General features: G+C 69.7%; 17 protein-coding genes and 1 pseudogene. 7 read left to right on the forward strand and 11 right to left on the reverse strand.

All coding sequences use genetic code 11. From position 1 onward, the window contains the following. Window positions 1-177: 177 nt before the first annotated feature. Both dxs and ACWDR3_RS24330 read left to right on the forward strand, forming a co-directional pair. Window positions 178-2,097 (forward strand): 1-deoxy-D-xylulose-5-phosphate synthase, encoded by a 1,920-nt coding sequence (gene dxs, locus ACWDR3_RS24325; RefSeq protein WP_450354646.1) that lies wholly within the window; start codon window positions 178-180, stop codon window positions 2,095-2,097. Window positions 2,098-2,237: 140 nt separating this feature from the next. Further along, the gene (locus ACWDR3_RS24330) at window positions 2,238-3,740 is read left to right on the forward strand and encodes an amino acid permease (RefSeq protein WP_450354647.1); all 1,503 of its coding nucleotides are present in this window, start codon (window positions 2,238-2,240) and stop codon (window positions 3,738-3,740) included. 6 nt (window positions 3,741-3,746) lie between these two features. Here ACWDR3_RS24330 and ACWDR3_RS24335 read toward each other — a convergent pair whose 3' ends face one another. Both ACWDR3_RS24335 and ACWDR3_RS24340 read right to left on the reverse strand, forming a co-directional pair. Next, window positions 3,747-4,121, reverse strand: a complete 375-nt coding sequence (locus ACWDR3_RS24335) for an NTP pyrophosphohydrolase (RefSeq protein ID WP_450354664.1) — start codon at window positions 4,119-4,121, stop codon at window positions 3,747-3,749. 117 nt (window positions 4,122-4,238) lie between these two features. Beyond that, window positions 4,239-5,147 (reverse strand): annotated as a pseudogene (locus ACWDR3_RS24340) (NAD(P)-dependent oxidoreductase); the annotation flags it as partial. A gap of 125 nt (window positions 5,148-5,272) precedes the next feature. Between ACWDR3_RS24340 and ACWDR3_RS24345 the strand changes: the two are divergent. The 3 genes from ACWDR3_RS24345 (at window position 5,273) to ACWDR3_RS24355 (ending at window position 9,480) form a co-directional block, all read left to right on the forward strand. Continuing rightward, on the forward strand, window positions 5,273-6,289 hold the full coding sequence (locus ACWDR3_RS24345) for a hypothetical protein (RefSeq protein ID WP_450354648.1): 1,017 nt from the start codon (window positions 5,273-5,275) through the stop codon (window positions 6,287-6,289). A 216-nt stretch (window positions 6,290-6,505) separates the two neighbouring features. Beyond that, window positions 6,506-7,777, forward strand: a complete 1,272-nt coding sequence (locus ACWDR3_RS24350) for a nucleotide sugar dehydrogenase (RefSeq protein ID WP_450354649.1) — start codon at window positions 6,506-6,508, stop codon at window positions 7,775-7,777. Continuing rightward, window positions 7,774-9,480 (forward strand): glycosyltransferase, encoded by a 1,707-nt coding sequence (locus tag ACWDR3_RS24355; RefSeq protein ID WP_450354650.1) that lies wholly within the window; start codon window positions 7,774-7,776, stop codon window positions 9,478-9,480. Before ACWDR3_RS24350 ends, ACWDR3_RS24355 begins: the two co-directional genes overlap by 4 nt. Window positions 9,481-9,545: 65 nt before the next feature. Here ACWDR3_RS24355 and ACWDR3_RS24360 read toward each other — a convergent pair whose 3' ends face one another. The 7 genes from ACWDR3_RS24360 to ACWDR3_RS24390 all read right to left on the reverse strand — a co-directional run bounded on the left by ACWDR3_RS24360 (window position 9,546) and on the right by ACWDR3_RS24390 (window position 19,195). After that, a complete protein-coding gene (locus tag ACWDR3_RS24360; RefSeq protein WP_450354651.1) occupies window positions 9,546-10,979 on the reverse strand; it encodes a polysaccharide deacetylase family protein in 1,434 nt (477 codons plus the stop codon). A 14-nt stretch (window positions 10,980-10,993) separates the two neighbouring features. Further along, the gene (locus ACWDR3_RS24365; RefSeq protein WP_450354652.1) at window positions 10,994-12,418 is read right to left on the reverse strand and encodes a cellulose binding domain-containing protein; all 1,425 of its coding nucleotides are present in this window, start codon (window positions 12,416-12,418) and stop codon (window positions 10,994-10,996) included. 173 nt (window positions 12,419-12,591) lie between these two features. Then, a complete protein-coding gene (locus tag ACWDR3_RS24370; protein WP_450354653.1) occupies window positions 12,592-14,721 on the reverse strand; it encodes a 3-hydroxyacyl-CoA dehydrogenase NAD-binding domain-containing protein in 2,130 nt (709 codons plus the stop codon). Then, window positions 14,718-15,935: a thiolase family protein gene (locus ACWDR3_RS24375; RefSeq protein ID WP_123997096.1), complete on the reverse strand. Its 1,218-nt coding sequence runs from the start codon at window positions 15,933-15,935 to the stop codon at window positions 14,718-14,720. Before ACWDR3_RS24375 ends, ACWDR3_RS24370 begins: the two co-directional genes overlap by 4 nt. Window positions 15,936-16,210: 275 nt before the next feature. Then, window positions 16,211-17,491, reverse strand: a complete 1,281-nt coding sequence (locus tag ACWDR3_RS24380; RefSeq protein WP_450354654.1) for an HRDC domain-containing protein — start codon at window positions 17,489-17,491, stop codon at window positions 16,211-16,213. Between the two features lie 129 nt (window positions 17,492-17,620). Further along, on the reverse strand, window positions 17,621-18,283 hold the full coding sequence (locus ACWDR3_RS24385) for a response regulator transcription factor (protein WP_019073943.1): 663 nt from the start codon (window positions 18,281-18,283) through the stop codon (window positions 17,621-17,623). A gap of 240 nt (window positions 18,284-18,523) precedes the next feature. Continuing rightward, window positions 18,524-19,195 (reverse strand): DUF3000 domain-containing protein, encoded by a 672-nt coding sequence (locus ACWDR3_RS24390; protein WP_450354656.1) that lies wholly within the window; start codon window positions 19,193-19,195, stop codon window positions 18,524-18,526. A gap of 105 nt (window positions 19,196-19,300) precedes the next feature. Here ACWDR3_RS24390 and hemE point away from each other — a divergent pair, with 105 nt between their 5' ends. Continuing rightward, complete coding sequence (hemE, locus tag ACWDR3_RS24395; protein ID WP_123997093.1) at window positions 19,301-20,368, forward strand: uroporphyrinogen decarboxylase; 1,068 nt, start codon at window positions 19,301-19,303, stop codon at window positions 20,366-20,368. Between the two features lie 3 nt (window positions 20,369-20,371). On the opposite strand, the gene ACWDR3_RS24400 is transcribed toward hemE, so the two are convergent. Beyond that, window positions 20,372-21,196, reverse strand: coding sequence for a rhomboid family intramembrane serine protease (locus tag ACWDR3_RS24400; RefSeq protein WP_450354657.1), 825 nt, complete (start codon window positions 21,194-21,196; stop codon window positions 20,372-20,374). 125 nt (window positions 21,197-21,321) lie between these two features. Here ACWDR3_RS24400 and ACWDR3_RS24405 point away from each other — a divergent pair, with 125 nt between their 5' ends. Beyond that, entirely contained in the window at window positions 21,322-21,642 is a 321-nt protein-coding gene (locus ACWDR3_RS24405; RefSeq protein WP_450354658.1) for a hypothetical protein, read from the forward strand. Between the two features lie 101 nt (window positions 21,643-21,743). On the opposite strand, the gene ACWDR3_RS24410 is transcribed toward ACWDR3_RS24405, so the two are convergent. Next, window positions 21,744-23,095, reverse strand: a 1,352-nt coding sequence (locus ACWDR3_RS24410) for an FAD-dependent oxidoreductase (RefSeq protein WP_450354659.1), incomplete at its 5' end; no start/stop codon positions are given.

Consider the following 23,095-nt stretch of genomic DNA (forward strand, 5'->3'; position numbering starts at 1 on the left):
GCACCCCACAGGTGCCGGGCATTGTCGTGCGCCCGGAAACAGGTCGGGTCATAGGTAAAGGTGTTCTTGGGTACAGCCGATCGCGTGACGTACGACGCACAGCCCGGGCGCGGTCCGCAAAGACGGAACATTAGACTCGACAAGCCCGGCGACAGCTTTTACTGCAAGGAGGCACGGGTGCCGCTGCTGACCCGCATCACGGGACCGCGCGATCTGGACCGGCTCAGCCTGGAGCAGCTGGACCAGCTGGCCGAGGAGATCCGGACCTTCCTCGTCGACGCGGTCTCCAAGACCGGCGGCCACCTCGGCCCCAACCTCGGGGTGGTCGAGCTGACCATCGCCCTGCACCGCGTCTTCGAGTCCCCCAAGGACCGGGTGCTGTGGGACACCGGGCACCAGTCCTACGTGCACAAGCTGCTCACCGGCCGCCAGGACTTCTCCAAGCTGAAGATGAAGGGCGGCATCTCCGGCTACCCCTCGCAGGGCGAGTCCGAGCACGACGTCATCGAGAACAGCCACGCCTCCACCGTCCTCGGCTGGGCCGACGGCATCGCGAAGGCCAACGAGATCCTCAAACGCGACGACCACGTGGTCGCCGTGATCGGTGACGGCGCCCTCACCGGCGGCATGGCCTGGGAGGCGCTGAACAACATCGCCGCCGCCAAGGACCGCCCCCTGGTGATCGTCGTGAACGACAACGAGCGGTCCTACGCACCGACCATCGGCGGCCTCGCGAACCACCTGGCGACCCTGCGGACCACCGACGGCTACGAGCGCTTCCTGGCCCGCGGCAAGGACCTCCTGGGGCGCACCCCGGTCGTCGGCAAGCCCCTCTACGAGACGCTGCACGGCGCGAAGAAGGGCCTGAAGGACTTCATCGCCCCGCAGGGCATGTTCGAGGACCTCGGCCTGAAGTACGTCGGCCCCATCGACGGCCACGACATCGAGGCCCTGGAGTCGGCGCTCGCCCGCGCCAAGCGCTTCGGCGGCCCGGTCATCGTGCACTGCCTCACCGAGAAGGGCCGCGGCTACCAGCCCGCCCTCCAGGACGAGGCCGACCGCTTCCACGGCATCGGCCCCATCCACCCCGACACCGGCCTGCCGATCAAGGCCTCCGGCGCCGACTGGACCTCCGTCTTCGGCGACGAGATGGTCGCGCTCGGCAAGGAGCGCGAGGACATCGTCGCGATCACCGCCGCGATGCTCCAGCCGGTCGGCCTGAAGAAGTTCGCCGACGCCTTCCCCGACCGGATCTACGACGTCGGCATCGCCGAGCAGCACGGCGCCGTCTCCGCGGCCGGCCTCGCCACCGGCGGCGTGCACCCCGTCTTCGCCGTCTACGCCACCTTCCTCAACCGCGCCTTCGACCAGGTCCTGATGGACGTGGCCCTGCACAAGTGCGGTGTCACCTTCGTGCTGGACCGGGCAGGCGTCACCGGCACCGACGGCGCCTCCCACAACGGCATGTGGGACATGTCGATCCTCCAGGTCGTCCCCGGCCTCAGGCTCGCCGCCCCGCGCGACGCCGACCAGGTCCGCGCCCAGCTGCGCGAGGCCGTCCAGGTCAAGGACGCGCCGACCGTGGTGCGTTTCTCCAAGGGCGCCGTCGGCCCCGCCGTACCCGCCGTCGGACGCGTCGGCGGCATGGACGTACTGCGCGAGCCCGGCACCGACACGCCCGACGTGCTCCTGGTCTCGGTGGGCGCCCTCGCCCCCATGTGCCTGGAGATCGCAGGCCTCCTCGACAAGCAGGGCATCTCCACCACCGTCGTCGACCCGCGCTGGGTCAAGCCGGTGGACGAGGCCATGGCCCCGCTCGCCGAGCGGCACCGCGTGGTCGTCACCGTCGAGGACAACAGCCGGGTCGGCGGCGTCGGTTCGGCGATCGCGCAGGCCCTGCGCGACGCGGGCGTCGACGTCCCGCTGCGCGACTTCGGCATCCCGCCGCGCTTCCTCGACCACGCCTCCCGCGCCGAGGTCATGGCGGAGATCGGCCTCACCGCACCCGACATCGCCCGCCAGGTCACCGGGCTGGTCTCCAAGCTGGACGGCCGCTACGACACCGCGGCCAGCGAGGTCGAACCCGCACGGGACTGACGTACACCGAGATGGGCCACTTTCCCCACCGGCAAGGGTGGTGAAAGTGGCCCATCCGCGTGAATCCGTCCGCGCCGGGGCATACGGACTACGCCCCCTCTCGATCATGTCGAGGACGACACAGCGTGGGAGGTACGCCCGTGAGCAACGCCCTCTTCAGGACGAAGAACATCGAGCAGTCCATCAAGGACACCGAAGAACCCGAACACTCACTCAGAAAGTCCCTGTCGGCACTGGATCTGACGGTGTTCGGCGTCGGGGTCATCATCGGCACCGGCATCTTCGTCCTCACCGGCACGGCCGCCAAGAACACCGCGGGACCCGCCGTCTCCCTGTCCTTCGTCGTCGCCGGAGTGGTCTGCGGGCTCGCCGCCCTCTGCTACGCCGAGTTCGCCTCGACGGTCCCGGTCGCGGGCTCGGCGTACACCTTCTCGTACGCCTCCCTCGGTGAGTTCCCCGCCTGGATCATCGGCTGGGACCTGGTCCTCGAACTGGCCCTGGGGACGGCGGTGGTGGCCGTCGGCTGGTCCGGCTACATCGCCTCGCTGCTGGACAACGCGGGCTGGCATCTGCCCGAGGCGCTCAGCGGCCGGGACGGCGCCTCCGGGTTCGGCTTCGACATCCTCGCCGCCGCCCTGGTGCTGCTGCTCACCGCGATCCTCGTGGTCGGCATGAAGCTGTCCGCGCGCGTCACCACCGTCGTCGTCGCCATCAAGGTGGCCGTCGTCCTCGTCGTCATCATCGCGGGCGCCTTCTTCATCAAGAGCGACAACTACGACCCGTTCATCCCCAAGGCGCAGGCCGTGGAGGCGGGCGGGAACCTCCAAGCACCGCTGATCCAGCTGATGTTCGGCTGGGCGCCCTCCGACTTCGGCGTCATGGGCATCTTCACCGCCGCGTCCGTCGTCTTCTTCGCCTTCATCGGCTTCGACGTCGTGGCCACCGCCGCCGAGGAGACCCGCAACCCGCAGCGGGACGTGCCGCGCGGCATCATCGGCTCCCTGATCATCTGCACCACGCTCTACGTCGCCGTGTCGATCGTGGTCACCGGCATGCAGAAGTACAGCTCGCTGTCGATCGACGCCCCGCTCGCGGACGCCTTCAAGTCCACCGGGCACCCGTGGTTCGCGGGTCTGATCAGCTTCGGCGCGGCGGTGGGCCTGACGACGGTCTGCATGATCCTTCTCCTGGGCCAGTCCCGGGTGTTCTTCGCGATGAGCCGCGACGGGCTGCTGCCCCGGTTCTTCTCGCACACCCACCCGAAGTTCCGCACCCCGTACCGGCCCACCATCCTGCTCGGCGTCGTCATCGCGATCGTGGCCGGCTTCACCAGCCTCAGCGAACTGGCCGAACTGGTGAACATCGGCACGCTCTTCGCCTTCATCATCGTCGCGATCAGCGTCATCATCCTGCGCCGGACCCGCCCCGACCTGGAGCGCTCCTTCCGCACCCCGCTGGTGCCGGCCCTGCCGATCATCTCGGTGCTGGCCTCGCTGTGGCTGATGCTCAACCTGCCCGCCGAGACCTGGCTCCGCTTCGCCATCTGGATGGCCATCGGCTTCGTCGTGTACTTCTTCTACGGCCGCACCCACAGCGGCCTCGCCAAGGCGGGTGCCGCCGCCCGGGAGAGCGCCGGGAAGTAGCCGGTGCTAAGAAGGCCGGACCGTGCGCGGACCCGTGACCTGCGCGCCCAACTCGGTGACCCTGCGCCGCAGTTCACGGTCCGCCGTCACGACCAGCACGGTGCGGTCCCCGGCCCGCGCGACCAGGTCGACCATGTGGTCGTCACCGCTGCCCGGCGCGGACTCGACGTCGACGCCGGGCACGGACTCCACCCCGCGGGCCGAGCCCTCGACCACGAGGACGATCTCCACGGAACCGCTGTGTCCCGGGAGACCGTCCGCGGCGAGCCGGTCCCGCAGCCGTTCCGCGGCCCCCCGCCGGTCCCGCCACCAGCCGTCGGGCACCGACCCGACGACGTTGGCGGCGTCGACGATCAGCAGCAGGGGACTGTTCTCGGCCATACGGCTCTCGTCCATACGGCCAGGTTCGCACGGCCCCCGCTCACCGGGGGGATCGCTCTCATTTCCCCCGCTCACCGGGGGACCGCTCTCATCCCCCCGCTCACCGGGGGAGCACCCTCATTCCCCCGGCTTCTCCTCGAAGCTCGCGAAGTACGCCGCGGCCATGTCCTTGTCCGCGTGCCCCTGCGCCGCCGCCCGCTCCATGCGGTCCGCGCTCGCGCCGGCCACGTCCAGGCGTACGCCGTGCTGCCGGCCGGCCTCGACGATCAGCCGGGCGTCCTTGCCGGCGGTGTCGACCGCGAACTGCGCCGGCTCCAGCCGGTCCTCCAGGACCATCGCCGCCTTCGCCCTGAGGTAGCCCATGTCGAGCGGGCCGCCCTCGATGAGGTCGAAGAAGTGCTGCGGGTCGACGTCGAGGGCCTGCGCGAGGGCCAGCACCTCACCGGTGGCCGCCGTGGCCGCGAGCACCCAGCTGTTGGCCACCAGCTTCAGCCGGGTGGCCGTACCGGCCGCGCCGTCCTCGCCCGTCCACTGCGTGCGCGCGCCTACCGCTTCGAACACGGGCTCCACCAGCGCCCGTCCCTCGACCGGACCGGCCGCCAGCACGGTCAGCTGACCGGCCTCCGCGGGCTGCCGGGTGCCGAGCACGGGAGCGTCGTAGAAGACCAGTCCGTGCTCACGGGCGAGCGCGGCCAGCTCGGCGACGCCGTCGAGGCCCGCGGTGGTCGACTGCGCCCAGGCGACACCGGGCCGCAGCGCGGGAGCCGCCTGGCGGACGACGTCGAGGGTGGTCGGACCGTCGTAGAGCATGGTCAGGATCACATCGGCGCCCTCGACCGTCTCGGCGGGCGTGTCGGTGACCCGGACGCCGTCGGCGGCGAGCGGCTCGGCCTTGGCGCGGGTGCGGTTCCAGGCGCGGACGGTGTGTCCGGCGCGGGCGAGGTTGCGGGCCATCGCGGCCCCCATGATGCCCGTGCCCAGGACACCCACGGTGAGCTTGTCGGTCATGAGGTCGACTTCCTTCTCGTACGGCGTCTGCTGGGCACCAGCCTGCCTCCTCGGTGTCGATCGCTCCCACCCGACCGGCCGTACGCGGGTGATCGGCCGGGGCCGGGCCGCGCGGAGTGTGAACCGCCGCTTAGAGTGAACCGGTGAACGGTGACTGGTTCATACGCGGCCGCGACGGCCGGCTCAGTGTCTACCTGCCGACGGACGAGGCCCTCCTGTCCCGGGCGGAGCGCCTGCCCGGCGGCGCCTGGGCAGCCGCGCAGCAGGTCGGCGGCAGCCAGAAACTGATGGCGGTGCCCGCGGTCGGGCACGGCCCCGACTGCTACGCCCACTTGGTCTCCTGGCGGCCCACCGTCCCCGGCGAGGCCGGCCTCGTGCACTCCACCCACTACCGGCCTCGGCTGGCCGCCCTCGACTGGGTGCCGATCGGGCACCCGAACAAGAAGGGTGCCGTCACCGGCACACCCGCCGTCGCGGTGGACGCCCAGGGCCGCGCCCATGTCTTCGTGCGCAACCGGGGACGCGGGGTGAACATGCTCGCCCAGAAGGTGAAGGGCGGCTGGGATCCCTGGCGCGATCTCAAGGGAAGCAAGGTCGAGGAGGACCTGGCGGCGGTGACGGGGGAGTCGGGTCTCGTCGAGCTGTACGCGGCCGTCCCCGGCGGCATCGTGCACTGGCGGCAGGAGAAGGCGGGCGCGACACCCGTGCTCGCGGAGGCGCTGGAGACCCCGGTGCGCCCGGGCACCCTGTACGCCCTCGCCACCTCTCCCGAGAGCACCACGCTCTTCTACACCGACCAGTCGGGCGACCTCTGCGCCTGGCGCCCCGGCGGCAAGCCGACCGCGCTGCTGGCGTCCGCGGGACCCGGTCGGGTGTCCGCCGTGCGCTGTGAACTCGACGGCCACGACTGCACGTTGATCGCCCAGCGCTCGACGAGCGGGCGGGTCGCCTTCGCCGCGTACCCGACCGAACTGGAGTCCGCGGGCGCCTGGTGGACCGAGTCGGGGCCCCAACTCCCCGCGGACGCCGAGGTGTCGCTCGCGGTGGACGAGGAGGACCGGGTGGTCGCGGCGACGCTCTCCCCGTCGACGGGACAGCTGCTTCTCACCCGCCGCAAGGACGAGCCGGGTCTCGCGCTGGAGGCATGGCGAGCGGTGTGAGTCCTTCCGCTTCATGGCTCTCGGTAACAGGGGACACACGACGTGCGTCGAGGGTTGTACGAAAACTGACGTGACAAGACGCACTTTGAGCGGGTGTAGTGACTTTGTGAAGGCCTTGTTAGCCTTCCCTGAACTTGAACTTGTTCGAAATGTGCGCGGGCGGCCACATGGCGCCCGCGTTTGTCGTGCCGTGCCAACGGGGTTGGGAATGATGTCGTGAGCAGATCCTCCACGGTGGATCTTGTCGTAGTCGGGCTCGGTTACGTGGGTCTTCCCCTGGCCCGCTCGGCCGCCGCGGCCGGACTGAGAGTCGTCGGTCTGGACCGCAACAGCACCGTCGTCGACGCACTGAACGCCGGCCGTTCCCACGTGGACGACATCACGGACGCCGAGGTCTCCGCGATGCTCGGCCAGGGCTTCCGGGCCACGGACCGTCCCGAGGTCATCGCCGAGTCCGCCGCCGTCGTGATCTGCGTGCCGACCCCGCTGACCGAGTACGGCTCCCCGGACCTCGGCGCGGTCCACGCGGCCGTCGGGGACATCGCCGACCACCTCGCGCCGGGCACGCTCGTCGTCCTGGAGTCGACGACGTACCCCGGCACGACCGACGAGGTCGTCCGCCCGCGGCTGGAGGCCGGCGGCCTGAAGGTCGGCGAGGACTTCCACCTCGCGTTCTCGCCCGAGCGCATCGACCCGGGCAACGCCTCCTTCGGCCTGGAGAACACCCCCAAGGTCGTCGGCGGCGTCACCGCGGACTGCACCAAGGCCGCCCGCGCCCTCTACGAGCGGTTCGTGACCCGCGTCGTGGAGGCGAAGGGAACCCGCGAGGCCGAGATGGCCAAGCTCCTGGAGAACACCTACCGGCACGTGAACATCGCGCTCGTCAACGAGATGTCGATGTTCTGCCGTGAGATAGGCGTCGACCTCTGGGACGCGATCCGCTGCGCCTCCACCAAGCCGTTCGGCTTCGCGCCCTTCTACCCGGGCCCCGGCGTCGGCGGGCACTGCATCCCGATCGACCCCAACTACCTTTCCTACAAGGTCCGTTCGCTCGGCATCCCGTTCCGGTTCGTGGAGCTCGCGCAGGAGATCAACCAGCGCATGCCCGTCCACGTGGTCAACCGCGCCGCCGACCTCCTCAACGACCAGGGCAAGGCCGTCCGCGGCTCCCGCGTCCTGCTGCTCGGCGTCACCTACAAGGCCGACATCTCCGACCAGCGCGAGAGCCCCGCCCTCGCGGTCGCCGAGAACCTCCTCGCCCGCGGCGCCGACCTCGTCTACTTCGACCCGCGCGTCGAGGACTGGCGGGTCGACGGCGCCCCGGTCGAGCGGGCCGACGACTACCTCGAAGCCGCCGAGTCGGCCGACCTGACGATCCTGCTCCAGCCGCACCGCGAGATCGACCTGGACGCCCTGGCCGACCGCGCCCGCGCCCTCTTCGACACCCGCGGCAAGTCCGCCGATCACCCCCGGGTGGTCAAACTGTGACCACCGACGATACGTACGTCCCCGGAGCCGTCGAATCCGGAAGCCGCCGCGCCCACCGCAAGCGCCGGCACCTGAAAGTCTCGTACGTCGTCTTCCTCGCCCTGGCGGCGCTGATCGCCACCCGGCTGGACGCGGGCTCCCTGCACATCTACTCGCTGGGCGCGATGGGCCTGCTGACCCTCAAGATGTTCGGCGCCCTCTTCTACCGCCCAGCCAAGGCCGGACGGGAGGAGCTGGAGTACCTGGACAACGCCTGGGTCACCGCGGTCATCCCGATCTACAACGAGGACCCGGTGATGTTCGAGCAGGGCATGCGCAGCCTCCTCGCGCAGAGCCGGCTCCCGAACGAGATCCACATCATCGACGACTGCAGCGCCAACGACTCCGGCATCCGCACCGCGAAGAAGATGCGCCGCGAGTTCGAGGCCAAGGGCGTCAAGTACACGGTCAGCGTGCAGCCCGAGAACAAGGGCAAGCGCGAGGCCCTGGCCCTCGGCTTCGAGGCGGCGCCGTACTCGGACATCTTCCTGTGCGTGGACTCGGACACCGTGCTCTCCCGGGACACCGTCCGTGAGCTGCTGCTGCCGCTGGCCGACGAGAAGATCATGGCCTCGACGGGCATGGTCCTCGCGCTCAACCACGACAGCAACATCTTCACCCGGCTCCAGGACCTGCGGTACGGCAACTCCTTCCTCTTCGAGCGGGCCGCCTACTCCCGCCTCAAGTCGGTGCTGTGCTGCTGCGGCGCGCTCTCCGCGTACCGCGGCACGCTGGTGCGCAAGTACCTGCCGGACTTCCTGAACCAGCAGTTCCTGGGCAAGCCGGCCGTCTTCGGCGACGACCGCCGCATGACCAACTACTGCCTGATCGAGGGCCAGGTCGTCTTCCAGGAGACCGCCGTCGGCTACACCGCGGTCCCCGAGAAGCTGCCGCACTTCCTGCGCCAGCAGGTCCGCTGGAACAAGTCCTTCTTCCGCGAGTCCCTGTGGGCCTTCCGGCACCAGAAGAAGTACCGCCCGGCCTTCTGGCTGACCTGCATGGAACTGGCGCTGTGGCTGGTCTTCGGCTCGGCGATGTTCTACTCCATGGTCATCACGCCGATCGTGCACCCGGACCGGTTCGTCGCCCACATCGGCGACTACCTCGTCTTCATGGTGCTGATGGGCTACCTCCGCAATGTCCGCTACCTCGACTTCCCCCGCCGCGGCATGGGCTTCATCAAGCGGTTCGGCATGTTCCTGCTCGCGCCCGTCTACGGCGTGATCCAGCTGACCCTGCTGACCCCGCTGCGGTTCTACGCCCTGCTCACCCTGCACAAGGGCAGCTGGGGCACCCGCCAGGGCGGCGTCGAGGTGTCCGTGGCGGGCGACCACGAGGCCGATGTGACGGAGATCTTCGAGGAAGAGGACCCGTACTCGGACAAGAAGGTCACCGAGACACTCCAGCTGATGCGCCTGGAGGGCGTGGCCCTGCGCCGCACCGCACAGCGGGTGGCCCCCGCCATCCCAACCCAGCCGCAGCCGCTGCCCGGCTACGACGAGCAGCACGCCCACGTGCCCCAGCAGCGCGTGTCGTGGGGAGCGCCCCAGCAGGCCGGCTATCCGCAGCAACAGCAGTGGCAGAACGACCCTGTCCAACAGGGCGAGTACGACTACGTGGATCCCGCCTGGCAGCACAACCAGGGCCAGGGACAAGGCTGGTGAGACGGAGACGGTGACATGAAGAAGGGGGCGGCCCGGCCGCCCCCTTCTTCGTATGCCGTACTGCCTTACGTGTAGTACTCCATCGCCTCGGCGACCGTGACCACCGGGATGCCCCGGTCGGAGATCGCCTTCATCAGCGTGTTGAGCCCGGTCTTGCTGAGCTCCGTACTGGCCGTCGGAACCCCGTCCACCACCCGGTGCAGACAGAGGATCAGCCAGTCGCCGCTGTTGGCGCACCGGTCGAGCCGACCGCCCGCCGCCGTCAGGTTCGCCAGCGCCGTACCGCCGATCCCCGAACCGTCGTTGATGCCCGTCAACGCCTTGAGCCGGTACGGCATCGCGGGTGCGAAGGACTCGATGGTCTCGGAGATGATCGAGCGGGCCGTGGTGAAGTGCCGGCCCGCGATCTGGTCGACCGGCACGCCGTCCTTGGTCTTCTCGAACGCGCCGTGCGGATAGGCGAAGTGCTCGCTCGTGAAGCCGTTGCCCACCATCCACTCGCGCAGCGTGCGCAGGTCGTCGTCCACCTGCTGCGCGGTCAACTGGCTGTAGCTCGCGGTGTGCGCGCTGGTCGCGTACGCGTGCCCGCCCATCTCCCAGCCCGAGAAGTCCTGCATGGACCGCATCTGATCGAGCGTCAGAAAGCTGCTGGTGCCGATCGCGTCGGCGATGTTGTAGACGGTCCCGGAGAAGCCGTACGTGTCCATCACGGGTCGGGCGAGGCCGTGGACGGAGGTGTGCGAGTCGTCGAAGGTGATCGAGACGACACCCTTGGGGAAGACGGAGGCGGTGTCGGGGATCAGCTCGACGGTCTGCAGGTGGTAGGTCACCGGGCCGCCCGCGTTGTCGTACACGGCGAACGACATGTCCGTGAAGCCGGTCGTGGTGGACGGCACCCCGGTGGAGGAGAGCGAGTACGTTCCGGCGGCGCTCGTGACGTCGGCCCACTGGAGGTGGACGGTGACCCACTCCCCGGACTGGACGTAGTTCGTCGAGGTCGTGGAGTGCGCGTGGAACTGCCACAGGAAGTAGTTCGCGAGCGAGCCGGTGCCCAGATAGAAGGACAGCTTCGAGAGGTTCGTGACGTCGTCGACGCGGAACACGAGCCGAATCGCCTTGCCGGTCAGGCTGGTTGCCGTCCCGCCGAGCTTGCGGACGTAACTCTGCTTGCCCGCGCCCGTGGTGGTCACCCGCACCGACTGGGTGCCGCGCACGAACTGGGTCGTGTCGTTCACGTCCGCGGAGGCGGTACCGGTGCCGGCCCCGCTCCAGCCGTGCCCGGACTGGAACTGCTGGGACCAGGTGGCCCGCCGATGTCTCGGCCGACGGCCCGAAGGCGCGTACGTCGGTGGTGTGTTGAGGTCCGCGAGGCCGGCGGCGGCCGCCGGCGTGCCGCTCAGCAGGGTGCCGCCGGCGGTGACCAGACCCCCGGCCCCGGCCAGCCGCAGAGCGGACCGGCGGCTGAACCCGCGTGCTGTGCGGGCCTGTTCATGGTTCATCCGTACCCCCCAGGTCAGGACGTGGTGTTGAAGTAGTTCAGGCCGCTGTGGCTGTAGTCCTCGACCGCCGCGTCGACGTCGTCGAGGGACAGCGCGTCCTTGGCGTTGTAGTACAGCCAGTCGACCTTCATGTCCCAGGCGCGCTCGCCGCTCTTGAACGGCAGGTCGATGAACCAGGTGTTGAAGTTCACCGACATGCCCGCGCGCGGAGCGTACTTGCCGCTGGTGGAGTAGATCTTCGTGCCGTCGACGCGGTAGGTCACCACATCGCCGTCCACCGTCATCACGACGGTGTGCCAGCCGTTCAGGCTCTTGAGCGTCGTGTTGTACACCCGGTCATCGACCGTGTGCCAGGTGACGTTGTCGAGCTTCGGCCCGTACCGCCCCCAACCACCGTTCGGCATGTACTCGTTGTCGAGCTCGCTGTACGAGGTGCCCTTGCCGCCGATGGTGTAGAAGGTCTGGTTGACGTGGTCGCCGTTCTTGCCGGTCGTGGGGTCGTCGCTGAAGTGGATCCGGGCGGCGTACGTGCCCGAGCGGAACTCCCGCCCGGCCGTGCCGACACTCGCCTGCCGCGTGCCCTTCTTGGTGCCGTCCGTGCTGGCCCGCAGATTGAGCACCTGCCCGTCGCCCAGCGCCTCCTTCGCGGACGGGAAGCTCACCCCGTCGGCCGACCACGTGTCGTCGATGCCGGGACCGCCCTTGCTGGTGCGCACGAGCCAGCCGTGCCTGAAGAGCGCGGGGTCCTTGGGACCGGTGTAGTGGAAGTTGTCGAACAGGACGTCCTCGGGCAGCACCGGCGCCGCGTCGGCAGCGGAGGCCTTCGCCGACTTGTCGTCGCCGTCCGGCTTCTTCCCGTCCGGCTCCTCACCCCAGGCGAGCACACCGCGCTTGTACGCGGTCACCGTCTTCGACTCCTTGTACGTGCTCTTCTCCGCGTCGAAGGACCGGTCGTCGGACTGCTTCAACTTCTCGTGGTCGACGCGGTACAGCTGGACGTCGATGCCCTTGCTGTTGGCGCCCGGTTGCAGCGTGCCCGCCGCGTCCGTGAACCTCAGCTCCAGGTAGTGGTCGGCCGTCTCCGTCGGCTCGGTCAGCTTCGTCACGGTGCCGGCGATGTTCGAGCACCCGACGGCCGCCTGGACGCAGTTGAAGGCGTACGAGCCGCCGTCCGCGGTGAAGTAGTAGCGCAGTGCCACCTCGCTCAGCGGCAGCGCCTTCTTCGACTCGTTGAAGACCTCCAGCGACGGCTCGGCCGCGGCGGCCGTCGCCGGTGTCGCGGTCCGGTACCGGACGGCCAGCTCGGGCGGGTCCGGGTTCGCCTTCCGCCAGAGCGGATACAGCGCCGTGGCGCCCGCGGCCACGACGAGAACAAGAAGCAACAGCTTGACCTTGGGCCACACCCGACGTCGGGGTTGTTGGCGGCGGGTGGACGCCACGGAAAATCCTCCGCAAGAAAGGGGGACGTTCCGATCCGGCTCTGATCAAGAACGTCTGGTGAAAGTGAACATTTGATCTGACTGTGTGCAGATCCTATCCACAGGTGCGCCGCAAAAGGGGGCGGGCCGCATGGATCGATACCATGCGGCCCGCCCCCTGCACGGGAACGTGGTTACGCGGGCACGCTCGCCACGCCCGGCGCCAGGAACGGCTTGCCGTTCACGCGCTGGGAGACACCCTCGCGGTCCAGGTACGGCGTGATGCCGCCCAGGTGGAAGGGCCAGCCGGCGCCCGTGATCAGGCAGAGGTCGATGTCCTGGGCCTCGGCGACGACACCCTCGTCGAGCATCAGCCCGATCTCCTGCGCCACCGCGTCCAGGACCCGGTCACGCACCTGCTCCTCGGTCAGCACGGAGTCGCCCTGCTTCAGCAGCGCGGCGACCTCGGGGTCCAGCTCCGGCTTCCCGCTGTCGTAGACGTAGAAGCCGCGCTTGCCGGCCTTGACGACGGCCGCGAGGTTCGGGGACACCGTGAAGCGGTCCGGGAAGGCCCGGTTGAGGGTCTCCGAGACATGCAGACCGATGGCCGGACCGACCAGCTCCAGGAGCACCAGCGGGGACATCGGCAGACCGAGCGGCTCGACGGCCTTCTCGGCGACCGCGACCGGGGTGCCCTCGTCGATGACGTTCTGGATCTCGCCCATGAAGCGGGTGAGGATGCGGTTGACGACGAACGCCGGGGCGTCCTTCACCAGGACCGCGGTCTTCTTCAGCTTCTTGGCGACGGCGAAGGCGGTGGCCAGCGACGCGTCGTCCGTCTGCTCGCCGCGCACGATCTCCAACAGGGGAAGAATCGCCACGGGGTTGAAGAAGTGGAAGCCGACGACCCGCTCGGGGTTCTTCAGCTTCGACGCCATCTCGGAGACGGACAGCGAGGAGGTGTTGGTGGCGAGGATCGCGTGCGCCGGAGCGACCGCCTCGACCTCGGCGAACACCTGCTGCTTGACGCCGATCTCCTCGAATACGGCCTCGATGATGAAGTCGGCGTCCGCGAAGCCCTCGGCCTTGTCCAGCACACCGGTGACCAGGGCGGTGAGCCGGTTGGCCTTGTCCTGGTTGATACGGCCCTTGCCGAGCAGCTTCTGGATCTCCGCGTGGACGTAGCCCACACCCTTGTCGACGCGCTCCTGGTCGATGTCGGTCAGCACGACCGGCACCTCAAGGCGGCGCAGGAAGAGCAGGGCGAGCTGCGAGGCCATCAGACCGGCGCCGACCACACCCACCTTGGTGACCGGACGCGCGAGCGACTTGTCCGGCGCACCCGCGGGACGCTTGCCGCGCTTCTGGACGAGGTTGAACGCGTAGATGCCGGCGCGCAGTTCGCCACCCATGATCAGGTCGGCGAGCGCCACGTCCTCGGCGTCGAAGCCCTGCTGGAGGTCGCCGTTCTTCGCGGCCTCGATGATGTCGAGGGCGCGGTAGGCGGCCGGAGCGGCCCCGTGCACCTTGGAGTCCGCGACGAAGCGGCCCTTGGCGACGGCCTGGTCCCAGCCCTCACCGCGGTCGATTGCCGGACGCTCGACCTTGATCTCGCCCTTGAGGACGTTCGCCGTCCAGACCAGCGACTGCTCCAGGAAGTCCGCGCCCTCGAAGAGCGCGTCGGCGATCCCGAGGTCGAAGACCTGCTGGCCCTTGAGCTGCTTGTTCTGGTTGAGGCTGTTCTCGATGATCACCGAGACGGCCTTGTCGGCGCCGATCAGGTTCGGCAGCAGCGTGCAGCCGCCCCAGCCCGGGACCAGACCGAGGAAGACCTCGGGCAGCGAGAAGGCCGCGATGTGCTTGGACACCGTGCGGTACTCGCAGTGCAGACCGACCTCGACACCGCCGCCCATGGCAGCGCCGTTGTAGTACGTGAAGGTCGGTACCGCGAGGGCCGCGATGCGCTTGAAGACCTCGTGGCCGCCCTTGCCGATGGCGAGCGCGTCGGCGTGGTTCTTGAGCAGCTCGACGCCCTTGAGGTCCGCGCCGACGGCGAAGACGAAGGGCTTGCCGGTGATGCCGACACCGACGATCTCGCCGGCCGCGGCCTCCTTCTCGACCTGGTCGATGGCGGCGTTGAGGTTCGCCAGCGAGGCCGGGCCGAAGGTGGTCGGCTTGGTGTGGTCGAAGCCGTTGTCCAGCGTGATGAGCGCGAACCGCCCGGCGCCGTACGGCAGTTCGAGGTGGCGGACGTGCGCGGACGTCACTACCTCGTCGGGGAACAGCTCGGCCGCACCCTTCAGAAGCTCGGTGGTGGTGCTCACTTGTCCCCCTCGAAGTGCGGGTTCTCCCAGATGACGGTGGCGCCCATGCCGAAGCCGACACACATGGTGGTCAGGCCGTAGCGGACGTTCGGCTGCTCCTCGAACTGGCGGGCCAGCTGGGTCATCAGCCGCACACCGGAGGCGGCCAGCGGGTGGCCGTAGGCGATGGCGCCGCCGTACTGGTTGACGCGCGCGTCGTCGTCCGCGATGCCGTAGTGGTCGAGGAAGGCCAGGACCTGGATCGCGAAGGCCTCGTTGATCTCGAAGAGGCCGATGTCACCGATGCCGAGACCGGCCTTGGCGAGGGCCTTCTCGGTGGCCGGGATCGGTCCGTAGCCCATGACCTCGGGCTCGACGCCCGCGAAGGCGTAGGACACCAGGCGCATGCGCACCGGCAGGTTGTTCTCCCGCGCGAAGTCCTCGGACGCGAGGATCGAGGCGGTGGCACCGTCGTTCAGCCCGGCCGCGTTACCGGCGGTGACCCGCCCGTGCACACGGAACGGCGTCTTCAGCCCGGCGAGGTTCTCCAGGGTGGTCCCGGGTCGCATGGGCTCGTCGGCGGTGACAAGCCCCCAACCGGTCTCGCCCACCTCGGAGTTGGTGTTCCGCACGGAGACAGGAACCAGGTCCTGCTGGATCTTGCCGTTGGCGTACGCCTTGGCGGCCTTCTCCTGCGAGCGCACGGCGTACTCGTCGGCGCGCAGCTTGGTGATGTGCGGGTAGCGGTCGTGCAGGTTCTCCGCCGTCATGCCCATGAACAGGGCGGACTCGTCGACCAGCTTCTCGCTGATGAGCCGCGGGTTCGGGTCCACGCCCTCGCCCATCGGGTGACGCCCCATGTGCTCGACACCGCCGGCGATGACGGCGTCGTAGGCCCCGAAGGCGATCGAACCGGCGGTGGTGGTGACGGAGGTCAGCGCACCGGCACACATGCGGTCGATCGAGTAGCCGGGCACCGACTGCGGCAGCCCGGCGAGGATCCCCGCGGTCCGCCCCAGGGTCAGCCCCTGGTCACCGATCTGCGTGGTCGCGGCGATGGCGACCTCGTCGATCTTCTTCGGGTCGAGTCCGGGGTTGCGGCGCAGCAGCTCCCGGATCGCCTTCACCACGAGGTCGTCGGCCCGGGTCTCGTGGTAGATGCCCTTCGGGCCCGCCTTGCCGAACGGGGTGCGGACGCCGTCGACGAACACGACGTCCCTGACGGTACGAGGCACGATTGGCTCTCCTCCAGGGTGCGGGTGGGCACTGCTGCGGCACGCCTCCACTGAGCGCGCGCTCAGCCCCCATGCTACTTATGAGTAACGTAGCTGCCCACCCCTGACGCCCCGAGCGGCGAAGGTCACACCGGGGGGACCCCGAGGATCTTGGCGCAAACTAGACGTTCACAGAGAAGCAGGCGTCCAGGGGAGCTGCCGTTAGGGGCGCGGGGAACTGCGCGAGCAACCCACGACTGCCCGCAGCCGCCCCACAAGAGAACCCGCAACGGCGATTAGGCAGAAAGCGCAGCCACCAAAACCGGCGCCACCTGCTCAACCTGCCAAGGCCGAGCCCCATACCCCGCAAGCGCCGCACCCACGGACTCCACGTCCACAACCTTCGGCGGCTCCCAACAAACCCGCCGCACGGTGTCAGGCGTAATCAGGTTCTCCTGAGGCATGCCCAACTGCTCCGCCAACGCGGAAACAGCAGCCCGAGCCGCAGACAACCTGGCTGCGGCCGCAGGATCCTTGTCCGCCCAAGCACGCGGCGGCGGAGGCCCGGTGACCGGCTGCCCAGGCGCCGGCAACTCCACATCCGCCAAAGCCTTCGCACGATCCACCGCGGACTGCCACTGCTCCAGCTGCCGCCGCCCCATCCGATGCCCGAACCCGTTCAACGCGGCGAGCGCGTGCACATTCACCGGTATCGCCAACGCCGCCTCGACGATCGCCGCGTCCCCGAGCACCTTCCCCGGCGAGACGTCCCGCTTCTGCGCGACCCGGTCCCGCGTCTCCCACAGCTCCCGCACCACGGCCAGCTGCCGACGCCGCCGCACCTTGTGCATGCCGGACGTCCGCCGCCAGGGGTCCTTGCGCGGCTCGGCCGGCGGCGCGGACGCGATCGCGTCGAACTCCTGCCGGGCCCACTCCAGCTTGCCCTGCCGGTCCAGCTCCTTCTCCAGCGCGTCGCGCAGATCGACCAGCAGCTCCACGTCCAGCGCCGCGTACCGCAGCCAGGGCTCGGGCAGCGGCCGGGTCGACCAGTCGACGGCGGAGTGCCCCTTCTCCAGTACGAAGCCGAGGACGCCCTCGACCATCGCGCCCAGGCCGACCCGCGGGAACCCGGCGAGCCGCCCGGCCAGCTCGGTGTCGAACAGCCGCGTCGGCATCATGCCTATCTCGCGCAGACACGGCAGATCCTGGGTGGCCGCGTGCAGCACCCACTCGACCCCGTCGAGCGCCTCGCCGAGGCCGGAGAGATCGGGACAGGCCACGGGATCGATCAGCGCGGTCCCCGCGCCCTCACGGCGCAGCTGGACCAGATACGCGCGCTGTCCGTAGCGGTAGCCGGACGCTCGCTCGGCATCGACGGCCACAGGACCGGAGCCCGCGGCGAAGGCGGCGATCGTCCGGGCGAGGGCGTCCGCGTCGGCGATCACGGCCGGAATACCGTCCCGCGGCTCCAGCAGAGGGATCGGCGCCTCCGCAGCAGAAGATCCGCCGTCGTCCGGAGGAGCGCCTCCGGTGGTTCGCAGTGAAACGTCTGCTGCGGTCTCTTGGGCGTCGGTCACATGTCAAGGGTATCTGTGTATGGACAGCGCCTGCCGACGGAACGTTCCGTCGGCAGGCGCCTGAGGGTCGTAAACCAGTCAGCTCGGTGAAAGCTCCGATTCACGTCCGTGAATATGTGGGGACGGGGGTCAGTGGATGATGCCGGTGCGCAGGGCCACCGCGACCATTCCGGCGCGGTCGCCCGTGCCGAGCTTGCGGGCGATCCGGGCGAGGTGGCTCTTGACGGTCAGTGCGGACAGGCCCATGGAGACACCGATCGCCTTGTTCGACTGGCCTTCCGCGACCAGTCTCAGCACCTCGACCTCACGGCCGGAGAGCTCGCGGTAGCCGCCCGGGTGGCTCGGGGCACCCGGGGGGCGGCGGTGCATACGGGCGGCGGCGGAGCCGATGGGCGCGGCTCCGGGTCGGGTGGGGAGCCCGACGTTGGTACGGGTGCCGGTGACGACGTAGCCCTTGACCCCTCCGGCGAGGGCGTTGCGGACGGCGCCGATGTCGTCGGCGGCGGACAGGGCCAGGCCGTTGGGCCAGCCCGCGGCACGGGTCTCGGACAGCAGGGTGAGGCCGGAGCCGTCGGGCAGGTGGACGTCGGCGACGCAGATGTCGCGGGGGTTGCCGATGCGGGGACGAGCCTCCGCGACGGACGAGGCCTCGATGACGTCGCGCACACCGAGCGCCCACAGGTGGCGGGTGACGGTGGAACGGACGCGGGGGTCGGCCACGACCACCATGGCGGTGGGCTTGTTCGGGCGGTAGGCGACCAGGCTTGCGGGCTGCTCGAGGAGAACGGACACCAGGCCTCCTGGGGTGCGGGACGGCTTTGAAGGTCACAGACGTCTTCGGCACCGAACCGGGAGTCCTTTAGAGAATGATCACGATCTAGTGAGTAACAATTGGTGCAATTCGGACGTGCGATCGATCATTCGGTGAATGAATCGGTTCGTTCGAGGGTTCACTCCTGACTGAAAGTGGCCGTATCGACAAAGAGACGGTCAATCGGCCACCACCAGTGGAACCCATCGGAACTAGGCGGATCAGCGGGACTGCTGCGGCCCCCGGCGCTGCGGCAGCGTGACCACCGACGCGTCGCCCGGACCGGCCGGCGGGAGGCCCGCCACCTGCGCCAGCAGATCGCACCAGGAGGCCAGGTGCGCCGCCGTGTCCGGGACCCCGCCGAGGCCCTCACGGGGCGTCCAGGAGGCCCGGATCTCGATCTGCGAGGCGGCCGGCCGCTCGGACAGGCCGCCGAAGTAGTGCGAGCTCGCCCGCGTGACCGTGCCGCTCGGCTCGCCGTACGACAGCCCCCGCGCCTGGAGCGCACCGGTCAGCCAGGACCAGCACACCTCCGGCAGCAGCGGATCGGCGGCCATCTCCGCCTCCAGCTCCGCGCGCACCAGCGTCACCAGCCGGAAGGAGCCGTGCCAGGCGTCGTGCCCGGCCGGGTCGTGCAGCAGCACCAGCCGGCCGTCGGCCAGATCCTGGTCGCCGTCGACGACCGCGGCCTCCAACGCGTACGCGAACGGAGCGAGCCGCTGTGGCGCGCGCGTCGGCTCGATCTCGACCTGCGGCCGGAGCCGACTGTTCCGCAGGGCCTGGACCGCGGCCTGGAAGGCCGGCGGAGCCCCACCGCTACCGTCCCGGTCACCCTCCTTGGTGTCGTCCATTCCGTCAGCGCCGTCCGACAGTCGTCCTTGAGCCGCAGCCATGCGGGAAGGTTAAGGGGAACGGAGGGCTCGTGCGGGACTAGACACCCCCTCTTGGGCCCACCGGGCCGCGCAAAACGCCCTGCGCGGCCGTGCGAGACTTGCCCCGTGAGCGCCAACGAGACCCCCGCGGGGCAGCCGCCGACAGCCACGTACGACTCCGCCTTCCTCAAGGCGTGCAGGCGCGAACCCGTGCCGCACACGCCCGTGTGGTTCATGCGGCAGGCCGGGCGCTCCCTGCCGGAGTACCGCAAGGTCCGCGAGGGCATCGCGATGCTGGACTCCTGCATGCGCCCCGACCTGGTCACCGAGATCACGCTCCAGCCGGTGCGCCGGCACGACGTGGACGCGGCGATCTACTTCAGCGACATCGTCGTCCCGCTCAAGGCCATCGGCGTCGACCTCGACATCAAGCCCGGCGTCGGCCCGGTCGTCGCCCACCCCATCCGCACCCGCGCCGACCTGGCACAACTGCGCGCCCTTGAGCCCGAGGACGTCTCCTACGTCACCGAGGCGATCGGCCTGCTGACCCGCGAGCTGGGCCCGACCCCGCTCATCGGTTTCGCGGGCGCGCCTTTCACCCTCGCGAGTTACCTCGTCGAGGGCGGTCCGTCTCGCACGTACGAGAACGCCAAGGCGATGATGTACGGCGATCCCGAGCTGTGGGCCGACCTGCTCGACCGGCTCGCGGACATCACGGCGGCCTTCCTCAAGGTGCAGATCGAGGCCGGCGCGAGCGCCGTCCAGCTCTTCGACTCCTGGGCCGGCGCGCTGGCCCCCGCCGACTACCGCCGCTCGGTGCTGCCCGCCTCCGCGAAGGTCTTCGACGCGGTCGCCGGGTACGGTGTCCCGCGCATCCACTTCGGCGTCGGCACCGGTGAACTCCTCGGGCTGATGGGCGAGGCCGGCGCGGACGTCGTCGGCGTGGACTGGCGCGTCCCGCTCGACGAGGCCGCCCGCCGGGTCGGCCCCGGCAAGGCGCTCCAGGGCAACATCGACCCGACCGTCCTGTTCGCCGGACCGCAGGCCGTCGAGACCAAGGCCCGCGAGGTGCTGGACGCGGCCGCAGGACTCGAAGGCCATGTCTTCAACCTCGGCCACGGCGTCATGCCGTCCACCGACCCGGACGCGCTCACCCGGCTCGTGGAGTACGTCCACACGCAGACCGCCCGCTGATCCTCACCACGTGTGCCGGGGCCGGGCCCGCCTGCCGAACAGCAGGCCGCGCGGCTCCGGCGGCGGGGGCGTGCCCGCCTTGAGCGGCCAGGCCAGCACCATGCCGACCAGGAACCCGACCACGTGCGCCGCGTACGCCACCGTCCCCGCGGTGGAGACGCCCTCGCCGGACGAGTAGATCGCCTGCAGCACGAACCAGAAGCCCAGCACCATCCAGGCCGGCAGCCGCAGCGGCAGGAAGATCAGGAACGGGACGAGGACCCACACCCTGGCCTTCGGATAGAGCACCAGATACGCGCCCAGGACACCGGCGATGGCGCCCGAGGCGCCGATCAGCGGGTCGGTCGAGTCGGCGTTGAGGAGCGCGAAGCCGTACGAGGCCGCGTAGCCGCAGACGACGTAGAAGAGCACGAAGCGGATGTGGCCCATGCGGTCCTCGACGTTGTTGCCGAAGATCAGCAGGAACAGCATGTTGCCCAGCAGGTGCAGCCAGCCGCCGTGCAGGAACATCGCGGTGAACACCGACAGCGGGGGCGACTTGTCGTAGTCCGGCGGGGCCACCAGACAGCCGGCGCCGTTCGCGCCCACACCCACCTCGCCCGTCGGCACCAGCTTCGGCAGCTGATGGTGGATCAACTCCTGCGGCACCGCCGCGTAGTGGTCCAGGAACGCCTGCAGATGACACAGCTGCGAGACGCTGCTGTCGCCCGCCACGGAGCCGGCGAGACCGGGCGTGTACAGGAAGACCAGGAAGTTCGCGGCGATGAGCGCATACGTCACCCAGGGGGTGCGGCGCACCGGGTTCACGTCATGGACGGGGATGACCACAAGAGATAGGTGCCCGCGATGGGCCCCGCGAATCGGTGAACACCGGCACGCGTGCGTGCGTATGTGTCCTCAACTGCCCGCGACACGGGGAAGGCGGGTCGCGGGGACGACGTGAGGAACAGGCGATGAACGACCGAGTTACTCCTCCGATGCAGGCCACGCCGGACGGCGAGGCAGAGATCTCCCTGGTGATCCGGCTCCCCTGGGAGGACGTGGCCCGGCTGGGCCAGGAAGCGGGACGTCTTGCTGCGCAGATGCAGCGGCCGGTGACGCTCGACGAAGCGGTGAGCAACCGGTTGCGGTCGACTCGGCCGGCGGCCACGCACGCCAAGCCCTCCGGGGAGCAGCCGGTTGCCATGCCGGCGGCGTCGGTTTCTTCGTTGCCGGCGCGGCCTCCGGCGGATCAGGCGCGGCAGGCTATCGAGCGGATCAACGGGACTGCCTAGGGTCGCGCCGTGGGGGTGCGGGTTGAGTGCCGGGTGACTGTCGTCTGTGGCTGGTCGCGCCCGCGCGGCGGAGCCGCAAATCGATACAGTCCCGCGCCCCTTTAGGTCGGCTGCTGTACCGCCTTTGTGGCCTTTCTGGCCGCTACCAGTACCGGGTCCCAGACTGGGCTGAAGGGTGGGGCGTAGCCGAGGTCCAGGGACGTCATTTGTTCCACCGTCATGCATGCCGTGAGGGCTACCGCTGCGATGTCCACCCGCTTGCCCGCTCCCTCCCTGCCTACGATCTGGACGCCCAGGAGGCGGCCTGTTCGGCGTTCGGCGAGCATTTTTACTGTCATCAGAGCCGCGTCGGGGTAGTAGCCGGCTCGGCTGGTGGATTCGATGGTGACCGTTTCGTACTGGAGGCCCGCTCGGTGGGCGTCCTTTTCGCGTAGGCCGGTGCGGGCGATCTCCAGGTCGCAGACCTTGGAGACCGCCGTGCCTACGACTCCGGGGAACGTGGCGTAGCCGCCGCCGATGTTGGTGCCGATGACCTGGCCGTGTTTGTTGGCGTGGGTGCCGAGGGCGATGTGGCGCTCCTGGCCGGAGACCAGGTCCAGGACCTCTACGCAGTCGCCGCCGGCCCAGATGTTCTCGTGTCCGCGGACCCGCATCGCGAGGTCGGTGAGCAGGCCCTGGTGGGCGCCGAGGGGGAGGCCGGCGGCCGCGGCGAGGGTCGTTTCCGGGCGTACGCCGATGCCGAGGACGACCACGTCCGCCGGGTATTCGGCGTCCTGGGTGGCCACCGCGCGGACCCGGCCGTCCTCGCCGGTGAGGACCTTGGTGACCTGGGTGTTGTTGACCATGGTGATGCCGAGGTCCTCCATGGCCTCGTGCACCAGGCGGCCCATGTCCGGGTCGAGCGTGGACATCGGCTCGCTGCCGCGGTTGACGACCGTCACCTCGTAGCCGCGGTTGATGAGCGCCTCGGCCATCTCGACGCCGATGTAACCGGCGCCGACGACCACCGCTCGTCGCCCACGCGTGCGTGCCAGCGAGTCGAGGAGGGCCTGGCCGTCGTCGAGCGTCTGGACCCCGTGCACCCCCGGCGCGTCGGCGCCCGGCATGTCGGGGCGGATCGGCCGGGCCCCGGTCGCGATCACGAGTTTGTCGTACGACGTCCAGGACTCGGCGCCGGAATCGACGTCCCGCGCGCGTACGCGTCCGCCGGCCACGTCGATCTCCGTGACCTCGGTGCGCATGCGCAGATCGATGCCCCGCGCGCGGTGCTCCTCGGGCGTACGGGCGATCAGCTCCTCGGGAGCCGAGACGTCGCCACCCACCCAGTACGGGATGCCGCAGGCCGAGTATGAGGTGAAGTGGCCGCGCTCGAACGCGACGATCTCCAGCTCGTCCGGACCCTTCAGGCGGCGGGCCTGCGACGCCGCGGACATTCCCGCGGCGTCGCCACCGA

The organism is Streptomyces sp. NPDC001002 (assembly GCF_053599215.1).